Source organism: Streptomyces paradoxus, assembly GCF_014202475.1.
In the GTDB taxonomy this organism is placed as follows: Bacteria; Actinomycetota; Actinomycetes; order Streptomycetales; family Streptomycetaceae; genus Streptomyces; species Streptomyces paradoxus.
Window position 1 is genome coordinate 512,877 of record NZ_JACHGV010000002.1, and the last position, 17,967, is coordinate 530,843.

Here is a 17,967-nt window from a genome sequence, read left to right on the forward strand (position 1 = left end):
GCGCTTCGCGTCGCTCTTCAACGGTAAACGCAACGGGCAGGTCCGGAGTTCCAGAAAAACCCCGAACCTGCCCGTAGGGGACCACCCCGAGTCGGGTCATGCCCGCAGGGGACCCCCGAGACGGGGTCCGCGCGCCCCGACGGCTACGCCGGAACGATGTTCACCAGCTTCGGCGCGCGCACGATCACCTTCCGGATGCCGGCGCCGCCCAGCGCGGCGACAACCTTCTCGTCCGCCAGCGCGGCCTTCTCCAGCTCGTCGTCGGAGATCGACGGCGAGACCTCCAGCCGCGCCTTGACCTTGCCCTTGATCTGCACGACGCAGGTCACGGTCTCGTCCACGACGTACGCCGGGTCGGCCACCGGGAAGTCCTGGTGCACCACCGAGTCGGTGTGCCCCAGCCTGCGCCACAGCTCCTCGGCGATGTGCGGGGCCAGCGGCGCGACCATCAGCACCAGGGCCTCGGCGACCGGGCGGGACACGGCTTCGCCCACCTTGGTCAGGTGGTTGTTCAGCTCGGTGACCTTGGCGATGGCGGTGTTGAACCGCATGCCCTCCAGGTCGCCGCTGACGCCGTCGATCGCCTTGTGCAGGGCACGCAGCGTCTCTTCACCGGGCTCGGTGTCGACGACGGTGACCTCGCCGGTCGTCTCGTCCACGATGTTGCGCCACAGCCGCTGCAGCAGCCGGAACTGGCCGACCACCGCGCGCGTGTCCCAGGGCCGGGAGACGTCCAGCGGGCCCATGGCCATCTCGTACAGACGCAGTGTGTCGGCTCCGTACTCGGCGCAGATCTCGTCCGGAGTGACCGCGTTCTTCAGGGACTTGCCCATCTTGCCCAGCAGCCGGGAGACCTTCTCGCCCTGGTACCAGTAGGCGCCGTCGCGCTCCTCCACCTCGGCGGCCGGCACCGCGATGCCGCGGCTGTCGCGGTACACGTAGGCCTGGATCATGCCCTGGTTGAACAGCTTGTGGAACGGCTCGGCGGACGAGACGTGCCCCAGGTCGTACAGGACCTTGGACCAGAAGCGCGCGTACAGCAGGTGCAGCACGGCGTGCTCGGCGCCGCCGACGTACAGGTCGACACCGCCGTGCGGCTGTCCCTCGCGCGGGCCCATCCAGTACTGCTCGATCTCGGGGTCGACCAGCTTCTCGGAGTTGTGCGGGTCCAGGTAGCGCAGCTCGTACCAGCAGGAACCGGCCCAGTTGGGCATGGTGTTGGTCTCGCGCCGGTACGGGCGCGGGCCACGTCCGTCGCCCAGGTCCAGCGTGACGTTGACCCAGTCCTCGTTGCGGGACAGCGGCGTCTCGGGCTGGGTGTCGGCGTCGTCCGGATCGAAGGTGCGCGGCGAGTAGTCCTCGACCTCGGGCAGCTCCAGGGGCAGCATCGACTCGGGCAGCGCGTGGGCGATGCCGTCCTCGTCGTAGACGATCGGGAAAGGCTCGCCCCAGTAGCGCTGGCGGCTGAACAGCCAGTCGCGCAGCCGGAAGTTGACGGTGCCCTGGCCGACGCCGGACCGCTCCAGCCACTCGGTGATGCGCGCCTTGGCCTCGGCGACGCCCAGGCCGTCCAGGCTGACCTCGTCGTTCGAGGAGTTGATGATCTTCGCGTCGTACGAGGCGAAGGCGTTCTCCCAGGTGTCGGTGTCCGTGCCGCGGCCGTCGGTCGGTTCGACGATGCAGTGGATCGGCAGTTCGAAGGCGCGCGCGAACTCGAAGTCGCGCTGGTCGCCGGCCGGCACGGCCATGATCGCGCCGGTGCCGTAGCCCATCAGGACGTAGTCGGCGATGAAGACCGGGACCCGCTCGCCGTTGACCGGGTTGGTGGCGTACGCGCCGATGAAGACGCCGGTCTTGTCCTTGGCCTCGGCCTGGCGCTCCACGTCGGACTTCGAGGCGGCCTGGGCACGGTAGGCGGCGACGGCCTCAGCGGGGGTCGCGTGGCCGCCGGTCCACACCTCGTGGGTGCCCTCCGGCCAGGCGGCCGGGGTGAACTTTTCGACCAGCGGGTGCTCGGGCGCCAGCACCATGTAGGTGGCGCCGAACAGGGTGTCGGGGCGAGTGGTGAAGACGGTGATGCGCTCGCCGTCGATCGGGAAGTCGACGCGGGCGCCCTCGGAACGGCCGATCCAGTTGCGCTGCTGCAGCTTGATGGCCTCGGGCCAGTCCAGCGCGTCCAGGTCCTCCAGCAGCCGGTCGGCGTAGGCCGTGATGCGCATGTTCCACTGCCGCAGCTTGGCCTTGAAGACCGGGAAGTTGCCGCGTTCGGAGCGGCCCTCGGCGGTGACCTCCTCGTTGGCCAGCACGGTGCCCAGCCCGGGGCACCAGTTGACCGGCGCGTCGGAGGCGTAGGCCAGCCGGAACTCGCCCAGGACGTCGGCCTTCTCGGCGACGCTCAGCTCGCTCCACGCGCGCGTGTGCCCCGGCACGGGCCGCTCACCGGACTCGAACGCGGCGACCAGCTCGGCGATCGGACGGGCCCGCCCGGCCTCGTGGTCGTACCAGGAATTGAAGATCTGCAGGAAGATCCACTGGGTCCACTTGTAGTAGTCCGGGTCGATCGTGGCGAACGACCGGCGCTTGTCGTGGCCCAGGCCCAGCCGGCGCAGCTGGGACTTCATGTTCTCCATGTTGGCTTCGGTGGACACGCGCGGGTGCGTGCCGGTCTGCACCGCGTACTGCTCGGCGGGCAGGCCGAAGGCGTCGAAGCCCAGGGTGTGCAGGACGTTGTGGCCGGTCATCCGCTGGAAGCGCGCGAAGACGTCCGTGGCGATGTAACCCAGGGGGTGGCCGACGTGCAGGCCCGCACCCGAGGGGTACGGGAACATGTCCATGATGAACTTCTTGGGGCGGTCGACGGCCTCCCGGTCGCCGGCCAGGTCGCCCTTGGGGTTGGGGGCGGCGTAGGTGCCGTCGGCGTCCCAGAAGTCCTGCCAGCGTGCCTCGATCTCGGCAGCCATGGCGGCCGTGTAGCGGTGCGGCGCCGCCACCTCGGAGGTGGCGGCGGGGTTCGTCTCGCTCATGATCCTCAAAGCTCCATCGATCGTCTCTGCCTGCGGCTGTCTGGTTCGAGAAACGAAAAATCCCCTCGCACAGGAGGGGACGCCGCGCCGATGCCGGCCACTCGACTCGTCCGGTGGCCGGGACTGATCAGCGCGGCCCGCTAAGCAGAAGGCGTACGGCACGCATGGCGCTAGGGTACCGCAGGCCCCCAGCGCGTCGCGACGCGCTTCGCGGGGCCGTCTCGGTGCCCAAAAAGCTGAACCAAGGTCAAGAGTTACTTCGCGTAACAGTCACTAAGGGACATCGCAACAAGCATATTGTCCTTTGATAACAACGCAATAACTCAAACCTCGTACCCATCGGTATGGCTCCGCTTAGAGTTCGGCAGCGGGACCGCTGCTTTCCCGAACCGCTCGGAGTTGCCCCCATGAACCCTCATCGCAGTATCAGCTCGCCACCCCCGCACGCCGGGACGTGGGGAGGCCGGTCGTGAATCCCTACGACTCCACGGCAGACGACTCGTTCGCCGAGTTCCTCAACTTCGGTGCGGGCGTGTTGTCCCTCGTGTGTCTGACGTGCTCCGTGATCTGGGGCCTCGTGGCCCAGGACCGGATCCTTCTCGACGCACGCCGCCGCATCCTGGCGCAGGCCGTGCACCGGACCACGGCCGTCGCCTCGATCGCCTTCCTGCTGGTGCACATCGGGGTGAAGCTGGCGCTGTCCCACACCTCGTGGGTCGCCGCGGTGATCCCCTTCGGGCTGCTGTTCACCGACGACGAACTGGTCGCGGGCAGGTCGTTCCTGATCGGCCTGGGCACCCTGGCGGGCATGCTCATGATCTTCGTGGGCATCACCGGCGTGCTGCGCAACCGCTTCGCGTCCCCCGCGCCGGTCGCCGCCCGCTGGCGGGCCATGCACATGCTGGCCTACCCGGCCTGGTGCGCCGCCCTGGTCCACGGGCTCTACGCGGGTCGCGCGGCCAAGCCGATCTTCCTCATCCTGTACTGCCTGTCCCTGGTCGGCGTGGCCGGAGCGCTCGCCCTGCGCGCCGCTCCGCGCCAGGTCAAGCGCAAGGTCGCCGACAAGGTCGCCTCGGTGATCGGGCCCGGCGAGGGACAGGGCCGCAGGGATCTGGAGGAGAGCCGGGCCCGGGCGGGCGGCGGCTCCGCGCTGCCCGGCTACGACGGCCGGGAGGCATCCGCGCGCCGCGCGGCATCCCCGTCGGGGCCGCTGTACGAGAAGGCGGAACGCCCCGCGGCCAGGGAGCCGGCGAACGGCTTCGCCGCCGCCTACCGGGCCGTCTCGGGCCCGCCCCAGGGCCAGCAGGCCTTCGCGCCGGGGCCGACCACCAGCATGCAGCTGCCGCTGGACATGCAGCCCACCGAGACCATCCCGACCGTCGACGGACCCTCCAGCACTTCGGGCAACTGGCCGATCCCGTCCCCGCCGCCGGTCGGCGAGGCCCCGCCCTCGGCCTACGACCCGCTCCAGGACACGGGCTTCAACATCCCGCCCTACGACCCTCTGCAGGACACCGGACAAAGCATCCCGGCCTATGGCAATCCAGGCGTCTCCGGCTTTGGATCGAGTGACGTGTACGACACGGGTGAGACGAATGCCGTCTACGACACGTACTACCCGAACGACACGTACAACAGCGGTCCCGCCACTGAAACAACGCCCGGTGCGTCCTACGACTTCGACGCTCCGGGATCGGGCGAACCTTGGAACACGCCTTCCGGAGGCTTTAAGTGAACGAGGCCCTGCCCGACGTACCCGAAGTCCGAGTCGTCGGCCTTCCTCAGCTCACGTCGGGCTTCGACCTTGTCGATCGGCTCGATCTGCCCATGCACCTCAAGGTGCACGGGCCGCTCGAACCGATGGGCGGCGAGCAGCTCGCTCAACTCGCCGAACGCATCAACCTGAAGGGCCGCGGCGGCGCGGGATTCCCCTTCCACAAGAAGCTGCGCTCGGTCGCCGAAGCGGCGATCAAGCGCGGCGTCCGGCCGGTCGTCGTCGTGAACGGAAGCGAGGACGAACCGGCCTGCCGCAAGGACACGGTGCTGATCAACCGTGCTCCTCATCTGATCCTGGACGGCGCGCTGCTGTGCGCCGAGGCCCTGGGTGCCCGCACGCTCGTGGTGGGGGTCACCCGTGAGTCGACCCAGCGCTCCATGGAGGCCGCGCTCGCCGAACGCGGCCTCAACAACGGCCGCCGCTCGGCGCTGCGCGCGCGGGTCCAGCGCAACCCGGTCCGCATGGTCACCGGTGCCGCCGCGTCGCTGATCCGCTCGATCGACGGCGGCCCGGCCATCCCGCCCGGCCGGAAGGTCAGCGCCTCGCAGAACGGCGTCGGCGGCGCGCCCACCCTGCTGTCCAACGCCGAGACCTTCGCCCAGCTGGCGATCGCCGCCCGCATCGGCCCGGAGCGCTACGGCAACACCGGCCTGTACGACGAGCCGGGCACCGTCATGCTCACGGTCTCCGGCGCGGTCGCCCGCCCCATGGTGATCGAGGTCCCGACGGGCGTGCCGCTGCGGTACGTCCTGCAGCTCGCCGGCGCACCGCCGGTACCGCAGGGCGTGCTCACCGGCGGCTACCACGGCAAGTGGATCGACGCGGCGACGGTCAACGAGGCGATCGTCTCCCGCAACTCCCTGGACGCGGTGGGCGGCGCTCTCGGCGCCGGGGCGATTCTGCCGATCACTCAGGACACCTGCCCGCTGGGCGAGTCGCTGCGGGTGGCGCAGTGGCTGGCGGAGGAGAGCGCGGGCCAGTGCGGCCCCTGCTACCTCGGTCTGCCGGCCGCCGCGCGCGGCCTGGAGGACATCCTCAACGGTGGCGGACCGGCCGCCCTGGAGGCGCTCAAGCAGGTCGCCAAGAACGTGAAGCGGCGCGGCGCGTGCTCGCACCCGGACGGCTCCGCGATGTTCCTGGAGTCGACCATCAAGGCGTTCACGGACGACCTGGCCGCCCACGTCCTCGGCAATGGCTGCGGACGGCCCGTGGAGGGCGTTCTGCCGCTCTTCGAGGGCGGCAGGGCCCCGACGGGCATCCCGGGCGGCGGCGAGTCCGAGGAGAACGGCCCCAGCCGCCAGAAGATCTACGTCGACTGGACGCTGTGCCGCGGCCACGGACTGTGCGCGGACATCCTCCCCGAGGTGTTCCAGCTGGGGGCCGACGGCTTCCCGACCGTGGCGCAGGCGCAGGTGCCGCGGTACGCCGAGGCCAAGGCTCTACGCGCGGTGCGCCGCTGTCCTGCGCTGGCGCTGCGCATCGAGGAGTCGGGCGCGCCGGGCGCGCCGTCCCGCAACCTCCCGGTCCTCTCCCAGGGCCGCGGCCGCCGCGCTCTCGGCCGCTGAGCACACGTACGGCGGGCTCCCCCGGTGGGGGGCCCGCCGTACTCGTACCCACGACAAGAAGGCGGGCCATCCGATCGGATGGCCCGCCTTCTCAACTTCTGTGGAGCTAAGGAGAATTGAACTCCTGACCTCCTGCATGCCATGCAGGCGCTCTACCAACTGAGCTATAGCCCCTTGCCAGTGCTTCCTCCGGGTTTCCCCGGCGGCGAAGCCAACATTACTGGCCCATCAGGCTCAACACCAAATCGGTTTCGCTTCGCCCGAAATGTCCGTTATGCCGTGACGAACGAGTAGAACCGCTTGAGTGTGCAGTGCTCCTCCAGCAGCCGGCCGTAGATCGGTTCGCCCTCCAACTCGCGGTACGTCTCGATCGGGTCGCCTTTTATGATCAGCGCCCGCGCGCATTCCTCGCACCAGTACTGGTAGTCGGGATTGATCGGTTCCATGTCGCGGACGATGGGAGTCCCGCTGCCGCACCAGTCGCACTTCCGCCTGTGTGCACCCATCGATCAGCTCCAGCTGTGGCCGCAGGCCGTGCACACGTAGGAAATCCCGCCGTTGTCGCCGAGCATCTGGGCCACGTGCGCGGAACCGCAGGAAGGGCAGCTGAGGCGGGTGGACATGTCCCGTGTGAACGCTGCTGCGAAGAGGTGGTCGACCTCCTCGCGGATGCTCGCAGGCATCGCTACTCCTCCCGTCGGGCCGCGCCCCCTTCCGGCCGTTTGATTCTGCCACGGCCGGACCAATACGGTCAGCGACGCCTCAGTACCAGTCCGGACACGGCACCCGGCGGGGCCGTAGAGGTATACGCCTCAGCGAGGCCGAGTGACTCAAGCCGGAGCACGAAAAATCCCGCCCCCTGAGCGGGAACGGGATCTTGACGTGGAGCTAAGGAGAATTGAACTCCTGACCTCCTGCATGCCATGCAGGCGCTCTACCAACTGAGCTATAGCCCCTCTGCTCGTCCCCGCCGGGCGGGGCGAACAAGAAGAACTTTAGCCTGCGACCTGCCGGAAAGTGAAATCCGGGGTCAGTCGTCGTCGCCGAGCACCGGTTCCGGCAGCGTGCCGGCGTTGTGCTCCAGCAGGCGCCAGCCGCGGGCGCCTTCACCGAGCACCGACCAGCAGCAGTTGGAGAGTCCGCCGAGGCTCTCCCAGTGGCGGGGATCGAGACCCAGCAGGCGGCCGATCGTGGTGCGGATCGTGCCGCCGTGGCTGACCACGACGAGCGTGCCGTCCTCGGGAAGCTTCTCGGCGTGCCGGAGCACCACGGGGGCGGCGCGGTCGGCGACCTCGGTCTCCAGTTCGCCGCCACCGCGGCGTACGGGCTCGCCGCGCTTCCACGCGGCGTACTCCTCGCCGTACCGGGCGATGATCTCGTCGTGCGTCAGGCCCTGCCAGACGCCCGCATAGGTCTCGCGCAGCGCCTCGTCGTGGGTGACGTCGAGGCCGGTGAGCGTGGCGAGCTCGGCGGCCGTGGCCGCGGCGCGCCGGAGGTCGGAGGCGACCATCGCGTCGGGCTTCAGGGAGGTGAGCAGCCGGGCGGCGCGGCGGGCCTGGGCGAGACCGGTCTCGGTCAGCTCGACGTCCGTGCTGCCCTGGAAGCGGCGCTCCACGTTCCACGAGGTCTGGCCGTGCCGCCACAGGATGATGCGACGGCCCCGGCCCTTTCCGGCGGACGCCCCACTGACGGAGGTCACCGCCACTCACCGTCCAGCTCCGCCGCCTCCTCGGCCGCGCGCAGCTTGGCGTGCTCCTCGGCCTTGCCGCGGGTGGCCTTGGCCTCCTCGGGCAGTTCGAGCTCGGGGCAGTCCTTCCACAGCCGCTCCAGGGCGTAGAAGACGCGCTCCTCGCTGTGCTGCACGTGGACGACGATGTCGACGTAGTCGAGGAGCACCCAGCGGGCCTCGCGGTCGCCCTCGCGGCGCACCGGCTTCGCGCCGAGTTCCTTCGAGAGACGCTCCTCGATCTCGTCGACGATCGCCTTGACCTGGCGGTCGTTGGGCGCGGAGGCCAGCAGGAAGGCGTCCGTGATGGACAGCACGTCACTGACGTCGTAGGCGACGATGTCGTGGGCCAGCTTGTCGGCAGCCGCCTGGGCGGCGGTGTTGATCAGCTCGTGAGAGCGGTCGGTCACGGTCACTGCAAGGCTTTCGGTCGGCGGACACTTGCCACCAAGGGTCTCACGGACCGCCGTGGGCCCCCCACGCGATAACGGGGATCACGTGGGGGGGCTCCCGCCGTCTAGTCGGACGACGGCTTGTAGTCCTGGCCGAGGACGACGGATACGTCGGCGCTCGAGGAGATCTTCCCCTTGGCGACGGAGCCCGCGGGCAGGCCCAGGGTCTTGGCGACCTCGGCGGCGTTCGCCTTGTCGGCGGCGTCGGCGTAGACGACCTCGGAGGTGGCCCGGGCGGTGCCGGTGCCGCCCTCCAGGAAGGTGAAGCCGCCGTTGAGGAGCACGACGCGGGCCTTCTCGGTGTTGTCCTTGACGCCGGTGGCGTTCTGGACGGAGACACTGACGGCTGCGTCCTTGTCGGGGCTCTTGGCGGTGCCGCCGAGGACGTTCCTGACGATCCCCGCGCCGGTCCGGGCGCTGAGCGTGCCGTCGCTCTGGACGGGCAGCAGGTCCGTCTTGTAGTCGCCGCCCTTGGCGAGGTCGGAGAGCCCGGCGAGGAAGGTGCCGAGGTCCTTGTCGGTCAGGGACGGATCGAGGATCTGCTGCAGCGTCTGGATCGTGGTCGTCGCGGCCTGCGGGTCGGAGGACAGCTTGCGCAGGACGCTCTGCAGGACCTGCCCGAAGCGCTCCAGCTGGGCGTTCTGGGCCTCGCCGGGGGCGCGGTAGGTGGCGTAGGCGACGGCCATCTTGCCGCTGAGGGTCTGGTCCCGGCCCTTGTTGACCAGGGGGGCCGCGCCCTTCTTCTTGGCGGTGGGGTCGGGGACGTCGGTGTCGGTGTCGACGTCGATGTTGCCGACGAGGTCGACGAGGTTCTGCAGGTAGGGGGTGTCCAGGCGCCAGGTGCCCTCGATGTCGGTGCCGAGGACGGTGTCGAGCGCGTCGCGGGTGCCGTCGGAGCCGTCGTCCTCGACCGACTTGGCGAGGGTCGTCGTGGTGCCGTCGTCGCTGGTCAGAGCGAGCGAGTTGGGCAGCAGGACGGTGGTCCCCCGCTCGGTGGTGGTGTTGTCGACCAGGAGGGCCGTGGCGGTGCCGTCGCCCTTGATGTCGTGCAGGTGGACGACGATCACGTCGCGCTTCTGGGCGCCCGCGGCCGTGGCGGTGCCGGTCGCAGAACCGTCGGAGGACAGGCCGGGCAGCTTGCCCGCGTACCAGAGCCAGCCGACGCCGCCGGCCGCGACGAGCGCGAGCACGACCGTCAGGGCGACGATCCGGCTGCGGGCCCGGCGCCGGGCCTCCTCGCGGCGTTCGGTGCGGTTCTCGGTGAACTTCAGCCAGTCGATGACGTCTTCGGAGTTGGCGTCCGGTTCCTCGACGAAGGCGAACTGCTCGGTGTGGTAATCCCGTTGCGGCTCGGCGGGGGTTTCCCGGTCGTGGACCGGGCCGGCCTGCTGCGGGATGTGGGGGGTCTGCTGCGCGGTCTGTTCGGCGGCGCGGGGCTGCCGGCCGGTGGCGCCGGCCGCGCCGGCCTGGCCGTAGGGGTCGTGCGGGGCGCCCTGTGCGGGGCCGCTCTGGTGCGAGCCGGTCGCGTACGGGTCGTAGGCGCCGTAGTCGTAGGCGGGCGGCGGCTGCCCGCCCTGCTGGGCGTACGGGTCGTAGCCGTAGCCCTGTTGGTACTGCTGGGTCTGCTGGGCGTACGGGTCGTACGGGTCGTACGTCTGCTGCTGGGTCTGCTGGGGCCGGACCTGCCGGTAGACAGGCCGGCCGTACTCGTCGTAGCCGACGATCTCGTACTGGTCGGCGCCGTGGTCCGCGGCCCCCGCGTCGTATCGGTCGTTCACCGGTGCCCCTCTCGGCTCACTCGCCGCGGTACAGCTCGCGCTTGTCGATATAGCGCACGACTCCGTCCGGCACCAGGTACCAGATGGGATCGCCCTTGGCGACTCTCGCACGGCAGTCGGTGGAGGAGATGGCCAGGGCGGGGACCTCCACCAGCGAGACACCGCCCTCGGGGAGCCCGGAGTCGTCCAGGTGGTGACCCGGCCGGGTGGCTCCGATGAAGTGCGCCAGGGAGAACAGCTCCTCGCTGTCCCGCCAGGTGAGGATCTGGGCGAGCGCGTCGGCGCCCGTGATGAAGAACAGGTCCGTGTCCGGGTTGAGCGCGCGCAGGTCGCGCAAGGTGTCCACGGTGTAGGTGGGGCCGCCGCGGTCGATGTCGATGCGGCTCACGGAGAACTGCGGGTTCTCGGCGGTCGCGATGACCGTCATCAGGTAGCGGTCCTCGGCCGGGGAGACGCTGCGGTGGCTCTTCTGCCAGGGCTGGCCGGTCGGCACGAAGACCACCTCGTCGAGATGGAACGCCGCGGCGACCTCGCTGGCCGCCACCAGGTGCCCGTGGTGGATCGGGTCGAAGGTGCCGCCCATGACGCCGAGGCGGCGCTTGCCCGTCCGCGACGGGCTCGTGCGGGGACCATGGGTCCCGTGGGCCGCCGCGGAGGCACGGCGGGGCTCCGAGTGTCGCTCGGTTCCACTCGCCGTGTCCTGTGCCGGGTCGTGCGGCGTCTCGTTCGCCGGACCGGTAGGCATGTCCTGCTCTCCCATGCGTGCAGACCCTACCGGCCCTGCCTGAGGGCTCCGGCCGCCCCCGTGGTCCCCCGGGCATCCTCGGCGGGATGCCCCGCCGGTCTCAGCGGTCGCGGTTGAAGCGGGTGGTGATCCACAGCAGGAGCAGCAGGATGAACAGTGCGCCACCGCCGGTGAGGTAGGGGCTGAGGCTCTCGTGGTTTCCGCCGTGCTCCTCGCCCTCGGCGGCGAGGGTGACCAACTGGGCAGCGGTGCTGTGGAAGCTCATCTTCGGCAGGACCTATCGCGTGTGGGCGGGATAAAGACGTCGGCTCATCGTAAGCGGGCGCCCGTTCCGCGATCACCCCGACTCCGCCTGTTCGTGCCGCGGGCGGTCCCTCGTGCCGCCGCCGGCCCGGCCCCGGGGCCCGGCGGGGAACCTTCGCGTGGACTCAGTCGTCCTTCCGTCTGTAGCCACGCAGCAGGAACCACGCGGTCAGCACACAGCCCACGATCATCACGAGCAGGACGTACCGCAGCATCCCCGGCCCCCCTTGCCGCTCTGCGGCGCTCGCGGCCTCGGCGAGCCAGGCGGATGCGGGGTGGTGCTCCATGGCGGTGGTCTCCTTCGCTGTACTGCCCGACCACCGTAACTCCGCCTAGGCTGGGCTCTGCCTCGGGGAAGCAAAAGGCCGCACAAGGGGCCGCAAAGGTCAGATGAGACGCATGGGGGAAGACATGTCCGACGGCCACGAGCACACCGGGCACGAGCACGTGCCGAGCAGGCAGCGCAGGCGCTTCCCCGGGATCTCCTCGCGGACGTACGAGCACCCGGCCGACCGTTCCGCCCTGGTGGCGCTGCGCAAGCTGAGCGGGTTCGACACGGTGTTCAAGGCACTCAGCGGTCTGCTGCCCGAGCGCAGTCTGCGGCTGCTGTTCCTGTCCGACTCCGTGCGGGTCTCGGACCAGCAGTTCGCGCATCTGAACGTGATGCTGCTCGACGCCTGCTACATCCTGGACCTGGAGAAGGTCCCGCCGATGTACGTGAACCAGGACCCGCAGCCGAACGCGATGTGCATCGGCCTGGACGAGCCGATCATCGTCGTCACGACCGGCCTGGTCGAGCTGCTCGACGAGGAGGAGATGCGGGCGGTCGTCGGGCACGAGGTCGGGCACGCGCTGTCCGGGCACTCCGTCTACCGGACGATCCTGCTGTTCCTGACGAGCCTCGCCGTCCGGGTCGCCTGGATCCCGCTGGGCAACCTCGCGATCATGGCGATCGTGACGGGGCTGCGGGAGTGGTTCCGCAAGTCGGAGCTGAGCGCGGACCGGGCCGGGCTGCTGGTCGGGCAGGATCTGCAGGCCTCCATGCGGGGTCTGATGAAGATCGCGGGCGGCAACCACCTGCACGAGATGAACGTGGACGCGTTCCTCGCCCAGGCCGAGGAGTACGAGGCCGGGGGCGACCTGCGCGACTCCGTGCTGAAGATCCTGAACGTGCTGCCCCGCTCCCACCCCTTCACCACCGTGCGGGCGGCCGAGCTGAAAAAGTGGGCCGAGTCGCGGGACTACCAGCGGATCATGGACGGCCACTACCCGCGGCGCGACGAGGACAAGGACACCTCGGTCCGGGACTCCTGGCGGGAGTCGGCGAACCACTACAGCACTCATGTGAAGGGCTCCAAGGACCCGCTGATGAAGCTGGTCACGGACCTCGCGGGCGGCGCCGGTGACCTGGGCGACCGGGTCCGCCGCGGTTTCGGCGGCTTCACGGGCTCCTCACCGAAGCCGCCCCAGGGCCCGGAGACGGGCTCGCCGGACTCCTCGGGGGACGACCGGCCGCCGCGCGACGGGAGCTGAAGCCCCCTCCGGCCCTCCGGGCCCCTCAGACCTTCGGCTGCGCGCTCGTCGCCAGGGAGCCGCACAGGGCCGTCGCGCTGCCCGTGGCGTAGGGGTCGGTGCCCGCGGGGCCGCCCTCCTTGGCCGTCTGGCCGGCGAGGAGGGGCCGGAGGTGGTTCGTGGAGTCCTCCGCGCAGGAGAGCGGGCCGGCCTGGACGTAGGAGACGACGAGCTGGGCCTGGTGCAGTCGCAGGTCGTCCCGGTCGAAGCGGAAGTGCAACTCGCGCCGGAGGGTGAACAGGGACACCTCGTCCTCGCCGGTGGCCCCGGCGGGCCGCAGCGCGTACACGAACGTGTGGTCGGCGGTGACCTCGAGCGTGGACGAGTCGGCCTCGGCGGCCTGCAGCGTGCCCTGGACCCGGACCTTGCGGTCGGCGAGTTCGGCGCGCGAGGGGTCGAAGCGCACGAGCCATCCGGTGGGCGCGTGGCGTCCGTCGGCGGTGGGGCGGGCGAAGCTCTGGTCGAACTGTTCCAGCTGGTCGGGGTCGAGCAGCACGCGGACGGCGCGGACCTCACCGCCCGTGAGCACCTCCGGGTCGAGGGCCGACCGGACGATGTAGTCCTTGGCGGTGGTCAGGGCGCTCACGACCTGGCTGTCCGAGAAGTGCGCGGTGCGCCGCGAGGCGGGCAGCGGCACGCCCTCCGCGCCGGTCCTGAACTGGGCGGCGGGGCTGTGGTCGTACAGGTATTCCAGGTCGGCCGTGCCGGGCACCTTGCCCTCGGGGGCGAGCGGGATGACGGTCATCCGCAGGGGCTCGACGGGCTCCCGGGCGGCAGGGGTCTGGTAGGGGTGCCGTACGCCCATGTAGATCGCGGTGCCGAAGGCGACGGCGATCAGCAGGACCAGGACGAGGGCCTGCCGGGACAGGCCCCGGCGCAGGGGCGGGCGGCGTCGCACGGCGGGCGCGTGGTCGGCGATGCGCTCCTGCGCGGAGAACTCCTGGAGGCGGGCAGCACGGACGAACGACTCGTCGAAGACGACGGATCGGTACTCGTCCTCGCCACCTCCGGGGGCGCCCTCGGGAGTCCCCTCAGGTGGGTTTCCAGGCCCGCCCATATCTTCAGGGTAGGTCGCCGGAAGCTCGGGTAAACGCCGCGCTGCACCACAAGTTCTGACAGGTTCTCACCAAGATGGGCGGGTTCCGGTCAGGGGCTGCGGGGGATCACCGAGACGGCCGGCTGGGAGTAGTCGGCGGAAGCCGACGGGGCTGCTCCGCTGCCCTGTTCCAGCCCGGTCGAGGCGGGCGGCGGCGCGGGCTCGTCCCGGTTGGAGGACGCTCCCCGGTAGACCGCCGTGAACGCCAGCGCGACCATGCCGATGCCCATCACGAGGGCGAGCATCCAGGCGACGGGGCGGTGCCAGCGGACCTGTTTGGAGTAGGGTCCCGAGCCGCCGTAGTGGTCCTCGATGATGTCGGGGTCGTCGAGCTCGTCGAGGTCGGGGTCACGGCCGAAACCGCCGCGGCCGTCCGAACCGTACCCGTCGTCGAACCGCTCGCCTCTGGTGCGGGCGCGGCGCGCCTCCGCCTCGGAGGCCTCGGCCCTCGCCTGGGCCGCGGCCAGGAGGCGCTCCACTGCGGTCGGCTCGTGCACCACGGCCGCGCTTACGAAGGCCTCGTCGAAGACCACGGAGGCGAACTCTTCGTCCGACACCCCGCGGTCGTGGTCGTCGTCGGGCTCCCGGCCGTCCGGAAACGGCGTGCCCCCCACGTCCTCCGGCACGCATCCAGAGTAGACCTGGGGGGTCAATTTGGGCAGACGGTATGGAAATTCATCCACCGTTCGAGACGGCTCCCCCGGGGTCCGTGAGGGCGCACGCCCGCCCGTTCACCCCCACCGCACGCCGACGCGCCGCGCCGCCCGGGCCGGCACAACCATGCGCCGGCCCGCATACCGCCCTACGCCGAACGGGTCAGCGCCGGATGTGCCCGTCGCCGGTGACGATGTACTTCGTGCTGGTCAGCTCCGGCAGGCCCATGGGGCCGCGGGCGTGCAGCTTCTGCGTGGAGATGCCGATCTCCGCGCCGAAGCCGAACTGGCCGCCGTCGGTGAAGCGGGTGGAGGCGTTGACGGCGACCGTGGTCGAGTCGACCAGCTGGGTGAAGCGGCGGGCGGCCTGCTGGGAGGTCGTCACGATGGCCTCCGTGTGGCCGGAGGTCCACAGCCGGATGTGCTCGACGGCCTTGTCCAGCGAGTCCACGACCGCGGCGGCGATGTCGTACGACAGGTACTCGGTCTCCCAGTCCTCGGCCGTCGCCTCGACCACGGTGGCCTTGGAGTCCTTGGCGTGGGCCTGCACGCGCTCGTCGGCGTGCACGGTGACCCCGGCCTCCGCGAGGGCGTCCAGGGCGCGGGGCAGGAACTCGGCGGCGATGTCCTGGTGGACCAGGAGGGTCTCGGCGGCGTTGCAGACGCCGACCCGCTGGGCCTTGGAGTTGATCAGGATCTCGACGGCCATGTCGAGGTCGGCCTGCGCGTCGACGTAGACGTGGCAGTTGCCGGTGCCGGTCTCGATGACCGGGACGACGGACTCCTGGACGACCGTGTTGATCAGGGAGGCGCCGCCGCGCGGGATGAGCACGTCGACCAGGCCGCGGGCGCGCATCAGCTCGCGCACGCTGTCGCGGCTCTCCCCGGGGACGAGCTGGACGGCGTCGGCGGGCAGCCCGGCCCCGCCCACGGCGTCGCGCAGGACACGTACGAGGGCGGTGTTCGACTGGTACGCCGAGGAGGAGCCGCGCAGCAGGACCGCGTTGCCGGACTTCAGGCACAGGGCGGCGGCGTCGACGGTGACGTTGGGCCGGCCCTCGTAGATGATGCCGACGACGCCGAGCGGCACGCGGACCTGGCGCAGGTCGATGCCATTGGGCAGCGTGGAGCCGCGGACGACCTCGCCGACCGGGTCGGGCAGCGCGGCGACGTCGCGGACGTCGGAGGCGATGGCGCGGATCCGCTCGGGGGTGAGCGTGAGCCGGTCGATCATGCCCTCGCTGATGCCGGCCTCGCGGGCCTTGGCGACGTCCTTGGCATTGGCCTCGACGACCTCGCTCGCACGGACCTCCAGCGCGTCCGCGATGGCGAGCAGCGCGTCGTCCTTCTCGGCCCGGGGCAGCGGCGCGAGGGTCGCCGCCGCGGCCTTGGCGCGGTAGGCGGCCTCGGTGACCGGGGACATGGAGTCGTACGGAGAGAGCGTGGTCATGAGGGAAGGGTAGTGCGCCGGGCGGCTGGGTTCATCGTTCGTTCCACTGCGCGAGACACTCCGTGGAACGGGTCAAAACGGGTGAACGCCGACCGGGGACGCCGGCGGCGGTCCGTACCCCTCGGCGATGCGCTGGTGGTACGTCGCGCGGTCGATGACCTCCAGGCCGACGATCTCCCAGGGCGGCAGTCCGGCGGTCTGCCGGTGCTCGCCCCACAGGCGCAGGGCGACGGCGGCCGCGTCGTGCAGGTCGCGGGCCTCCTCCCAGTAGCGGATCTCCGCGTGGTCGACCGCGTACCGGCTGGTCAGGAAGAAGGGGTGGTCGTGGGCGAGCTGTTCCAGGGCGCGCCGGACCTCCGGGAGCGGGGCCTCCTTGCCGGAGACGCTGAGGGTGACGTGCCACAGGCGCGGGGTGTCGCCGGGTTCCTCGCCCTGGAACCGGTCCCCGGCCGCCACGCTCGTCAGGGCGCGCTCCTCACCGGCCGCGCGGGAGCCGGCACCACCGCGGGACGCCTGGGCCCCCGGGCGCACTCGTCTCACGACGGCCTCCTTTTGCACAGTGGCGCTGCTGCGGAATAGGTCCCCGAGACAAAGTTGAGCAGGCCGCAAGGGATCGCGTGGCGGTTTTGCGGAACGTCCACCACCGGGGGCGGATGTTTCGACACATTACGGGTGCAGGACCACCAGGTCGTCCCTGTGTACGACCTCGCGTTCGTACGCGGGCCCGAGTTCGCGGGCCAGTTCCCGGGTCGAGCGGCCGATGAGGCGGGGGATCTCCTTGGCGTCGAAGTTGACGAGCCCGCGGGCCACCGCCTGCCCCGTGCCGTCCCGCAGCTCGACCGGGTCGCCGGCGCTGAACTCGCCCTCGACGGCGGCGATCCCGGCCGGCAGCAGCGACTTGCGGCGGTCCACGACGGCCTGCACGGCGCCGTCGTCCAGGGTCAGCGCGCCCTGCGGGGTGGAGGCGTGCTGGAGCCACAGCAGCCGGTCGGCGGAGCGCTTGCCGGTGGGGTGGAAGTAGGTGCCGGTGTCCTGGCCCGTCAGCGCGTCGGCGGCGTGGATGGCGCTGGTGAGGACGACGGGGACGCCGGCGGCGGCCGCGATCCGGGCGGCCTCGACCTTGGTGACCATGCCGCCGGTGCCGACGCCGGCCTTGCCCGTGCTGCCGATCTCGACGGCCGCGAGGTCGGAGGGGTCGCGCACCTCGCCGATGCGGGAGGTGCCGGGCCTCGCGGGGTCCCCGTCGTAGACGCCGTCCACGTCGGACAGCAGGACCAGCAGGTCGGCGTGGACGAGGTGGGCGACGAGGGCGGCGAGGCGGTCGTTGTCGCCGAAGCGGATCTCGTCCGTGGCGACGGTGTCGTTCTCGTTGACGACCGGGAAGGCGCCCATCGCCAGCAGCTTGTCGAGGGTGCGCGAGGCGTTGCGGTGGTGCGAGCGGCGGCTCATGTCGTCGGAGGTCAGCAGGACCTGCCCGACGCGGACACCATAGCGGGCGAAGGAGGCGGTGTAGCGGGCGACCAGCAGGCCCTGGCCGACGCTGGCGGCGGCCTGCTGCCGGGCGAGGTCCTTGGGGCGGCGGCGCAGGCCCAGCGGGGCGAGGCCGGCGGCGATGGCGCCCGAGGAGACCAGGACGATCTCGCGCTCCCCGCCGCTGCGGACCTTGGCGAGGACGTCGACCAGCGCATCCACGCGGTCCGCGTCCAGGCCGCCCGATGCGGTGGTCAGCGAGGAGGACCCGACCTTGACGACGATCCTGCGGGCCTCGCCCACGGCCTGCCTTGCCCCTGCCACGTCGCCGTCCGTCCCCTCGCGTCGATTCGCTCC

At 70.9% G+C, this 17,967-nt stretch carries 17 protein-coding genes and 2 tRNA genes; 3 read left to right on the forward strand and 16 right to left on the reverse strand.

The annotated features are described in order from the left end of the window. Positions 1-143: 143 nt before the first annotated feature. A complete protein-coding gene (leuS, locus tag HNR57_RS07275; protein WP_184557929.1) occupies positions 144-3,023 on the reverse strand; it encodes a leucine--tRNA ligase in 2,880 nt (959 codons plus the stop codon). 469 nt (positions 3,024-3,492) lie between these two features. Here leuS and HNR57_RS07280 point away from each other — a divergent pair, with 469 nt between their 5' ends. Beyond that, positions 3,493-4,758 carry a cytochrome b/b6 domain-containing protein gene (locus HNR57_RS07280; protein ID WP_184557932.1) on the forward strand — a complete coding sequence of 422 codons (1,266 nt, stop codon included), beginning with the start codon at positions 3,493-3,495 and terminating at the stop codon, positions 4,756-4,758. Beyond that, positions 4,755-6,365: an NADH-quinone oxidoreductase subunit NuoF family protein gene (locus tag HNR57_RS07285; protein ID WP_184557935.1), complete on the forward strand. Its 1,611-nt coding sequence runs from the start codon at positions 4,755-4,757 to the stop codon at positions 6,363-6,365. Before HNR57_RS07280 ends, HNR57_RS07285 begins: the two co-directional genes overlap by 4 nt. 101 nt (positions 6,366-6,466) lie before the next feature. Here the strand turns inward: HNR57_RS07285 and HNR57_RS07290 are convergent. From HNR57_RS07290 to HNR57_RS07335, 10 genes are all read right to left on the reverse strand, one after another. Further along, positions 6,467-6,539, reverse strand: a tRNA-Ala gene (locus tag HNR57_RS07290). Positions 6,540-6,637: 98 nt separating this feature from the next. Next, the gene (locus tag HNR57_RS07295; protein WP_006136074.1) at positions 6,638-6,871 is read right to left on the reverse strand and encodes a hypothetical protein; all 234 of its coding nucleotides are present in this window, start codon (positions 6,869-6,871) and stop codon (positions 6,638-6,640) included. 3 nt (positions 6,872-6,874) lie between these two features. After that, positions 6,875-7,048 carry a hypothetical protein gene (locus HNR57_RS07300; RefSeq protein ID WP_184557938.1) on the reverse strand — a complete coding sequence of 58 codons (174 nt, stop codon included), beginning with the start codon at positions 7,046-7,048 and terminating at the stop codon, positions 6,875-6,877. Positions 7,049-7,248: 200 nt separating this feature from the next. After that, positions 7,249-7,321, reverse strand: a tRNA-Ala gene (locus HNR57_RS07305). A 74-nt stretch (positions 7,322-7,395) separates the two neighbouring features. Continuing rightward, positions 7,396-8,064: a histidine phosphatase family protein gene (locus HNR57_RS07310; RefSeq protein ID WP_184557941.1), complete on the reverse strand. Its 669-nt coding sequence runs from the start codon at positions 8,062-8,064 to the stop codon at positions 7,396-7,398. Continuing rightward, positions 8,061-8,507, reverse strand: coding sequence for a ribosome silencing factor (gene rsfS / locus HNR57_RS07315; RefSeq protein ID WP_184557959.1), 447 nt, complete (start codon positions 8,505-8,507; stop codon positions 8,061-8,063). Before rsfS ends, HNR57_RS07310 begins: the two co-directional genes overlap by 4 nt. 101 nt (positions 8,508-8,608) lie before the next feature. After that, on the reverse strand, positions 8,609-10,321 hold the full coding sequence (locus HNR57_RS07320) for an LCP family protein (RefSeq protein WP_184557963.1): 1,713 nt from the start codon (positions 10,319-10,321) through the stop codon (positions 8,609-8,611). A gap of 16 nt (positions 10,322-10,337) precedes the next feature. Further along, positions 10,338-11,081, reverse strand: a complete 744-nt coding sequence (gene nadD / locus HNR57_RS07325; protein ID WP_184557966.1) for a nicotinate-nucleotide adenylyltransferase — start codon at positions 11,079-11,081, stop codon at positions 10,338-10,340. 85 nt (positions 11,082-11,166) lie between these two features. Further along, entirely contained in the window at positions 11,167-11,331 is a 165-nt protein-coding gene (locus tag HNR57_RS07330; protein ID WP_003990192.1) for a hypothetical protein, read from the reverse strand. Positions 11,332-11,494: 163 nt separating this feature from the next. Continuing rightward, a complete protein-coding gene (locus HNR57_RS07335; RefSeq protein ID WP_033306370.1) occupies positions 11,495-11,656 on the reverse strand; it encodes a hypothetical protein in 162 nt (53 codons plus the stop codon). A gap of 124 nt (positions 11,657-11,780) precedes the next feature. On the opposite strand from HNR57_RS07335, the gene HNR57_RS07340 reads away from it, so the two are divergent. Beyond that, positions 11,781-12,902: a M48 family metallopeptidase gene (locus HNR57_RS07340; RefSeq protein WP_184557969.1), complete on the forward strand. Its 1,122-nt coding sequence runs from the start codon at positions 11,781-11,783 to the stop codon at positions 12,900-12,902. Between the two features lie 25 nt (positions 12,903-12,927). Here HNR57_RS07340 and HNR57_RS07345 read toward each other — a convergent pair whose 3' ends face one another. The 5 genes from HNR57_RS07345 to proB form a co-directional block, all read right to left on the reverse strand. Then, positions 12,928-13,998, reverse strand: coding sequence for an SCO2583 family membrane protein (locus HNR57_RS07345; RefSeq protein WP_184557972.1), 1,071 nt, complete (start codon positions 13,996-13,998; stop codon positions 12,928-12,930). An 89-nt stretch (positions 13,999-14,087) separates the two neighbouring features. Then, positions 14,088-14,663: an SCO2584 family spore wall biosynthesis protein gene (locus HNR57_RS07350; protein WP_446696899.1), complete on the reverse strand. Its 576-nt coding sequence runs from the start codon at positions 14,661-14,663 to the stop codon at positions 14,088-14,090. Between the two features lie 190 nt (positions 14,664-14,853). Beyond that, positions 14,854-16,140, reverse strand: a complete 1,287-nt coding sequence (locus HNR57_RS07355; protein WP_184557977.1) for a glutamate-5-semialdehyde dehydrogenase — start codon at positions 16,138-16,140, stop codon at positions 14,854-14,856. Between the two features lie 72 nt (positions 16,141-16,212). Further along, positions 16,213-16,671, reverse strand: coding sequence for a DUF8830 family protein (locus tag HNR57_RS07360; protein WP_033306375.1), 459 nt, complete (start codon positions 16,669-16,671; stop codon positions 16,213-16,215). A 135-nt stretch (positions 16,672-16,806) separates the two neighbouring features. Next, positions 16,807-17,913, reverse strand: a complete 1,107-nt coding sequence (gene proB / locus HNR57_RS07365) for a glutamate 5-kinase (RefSeq protein WP_184558869.1) — start codon at positions 17,911-17,913, stop codon at positions 16,807-16,809. Between the last annotated feature and the right edge of the window lie 54 nt (positions 17,914-17,967).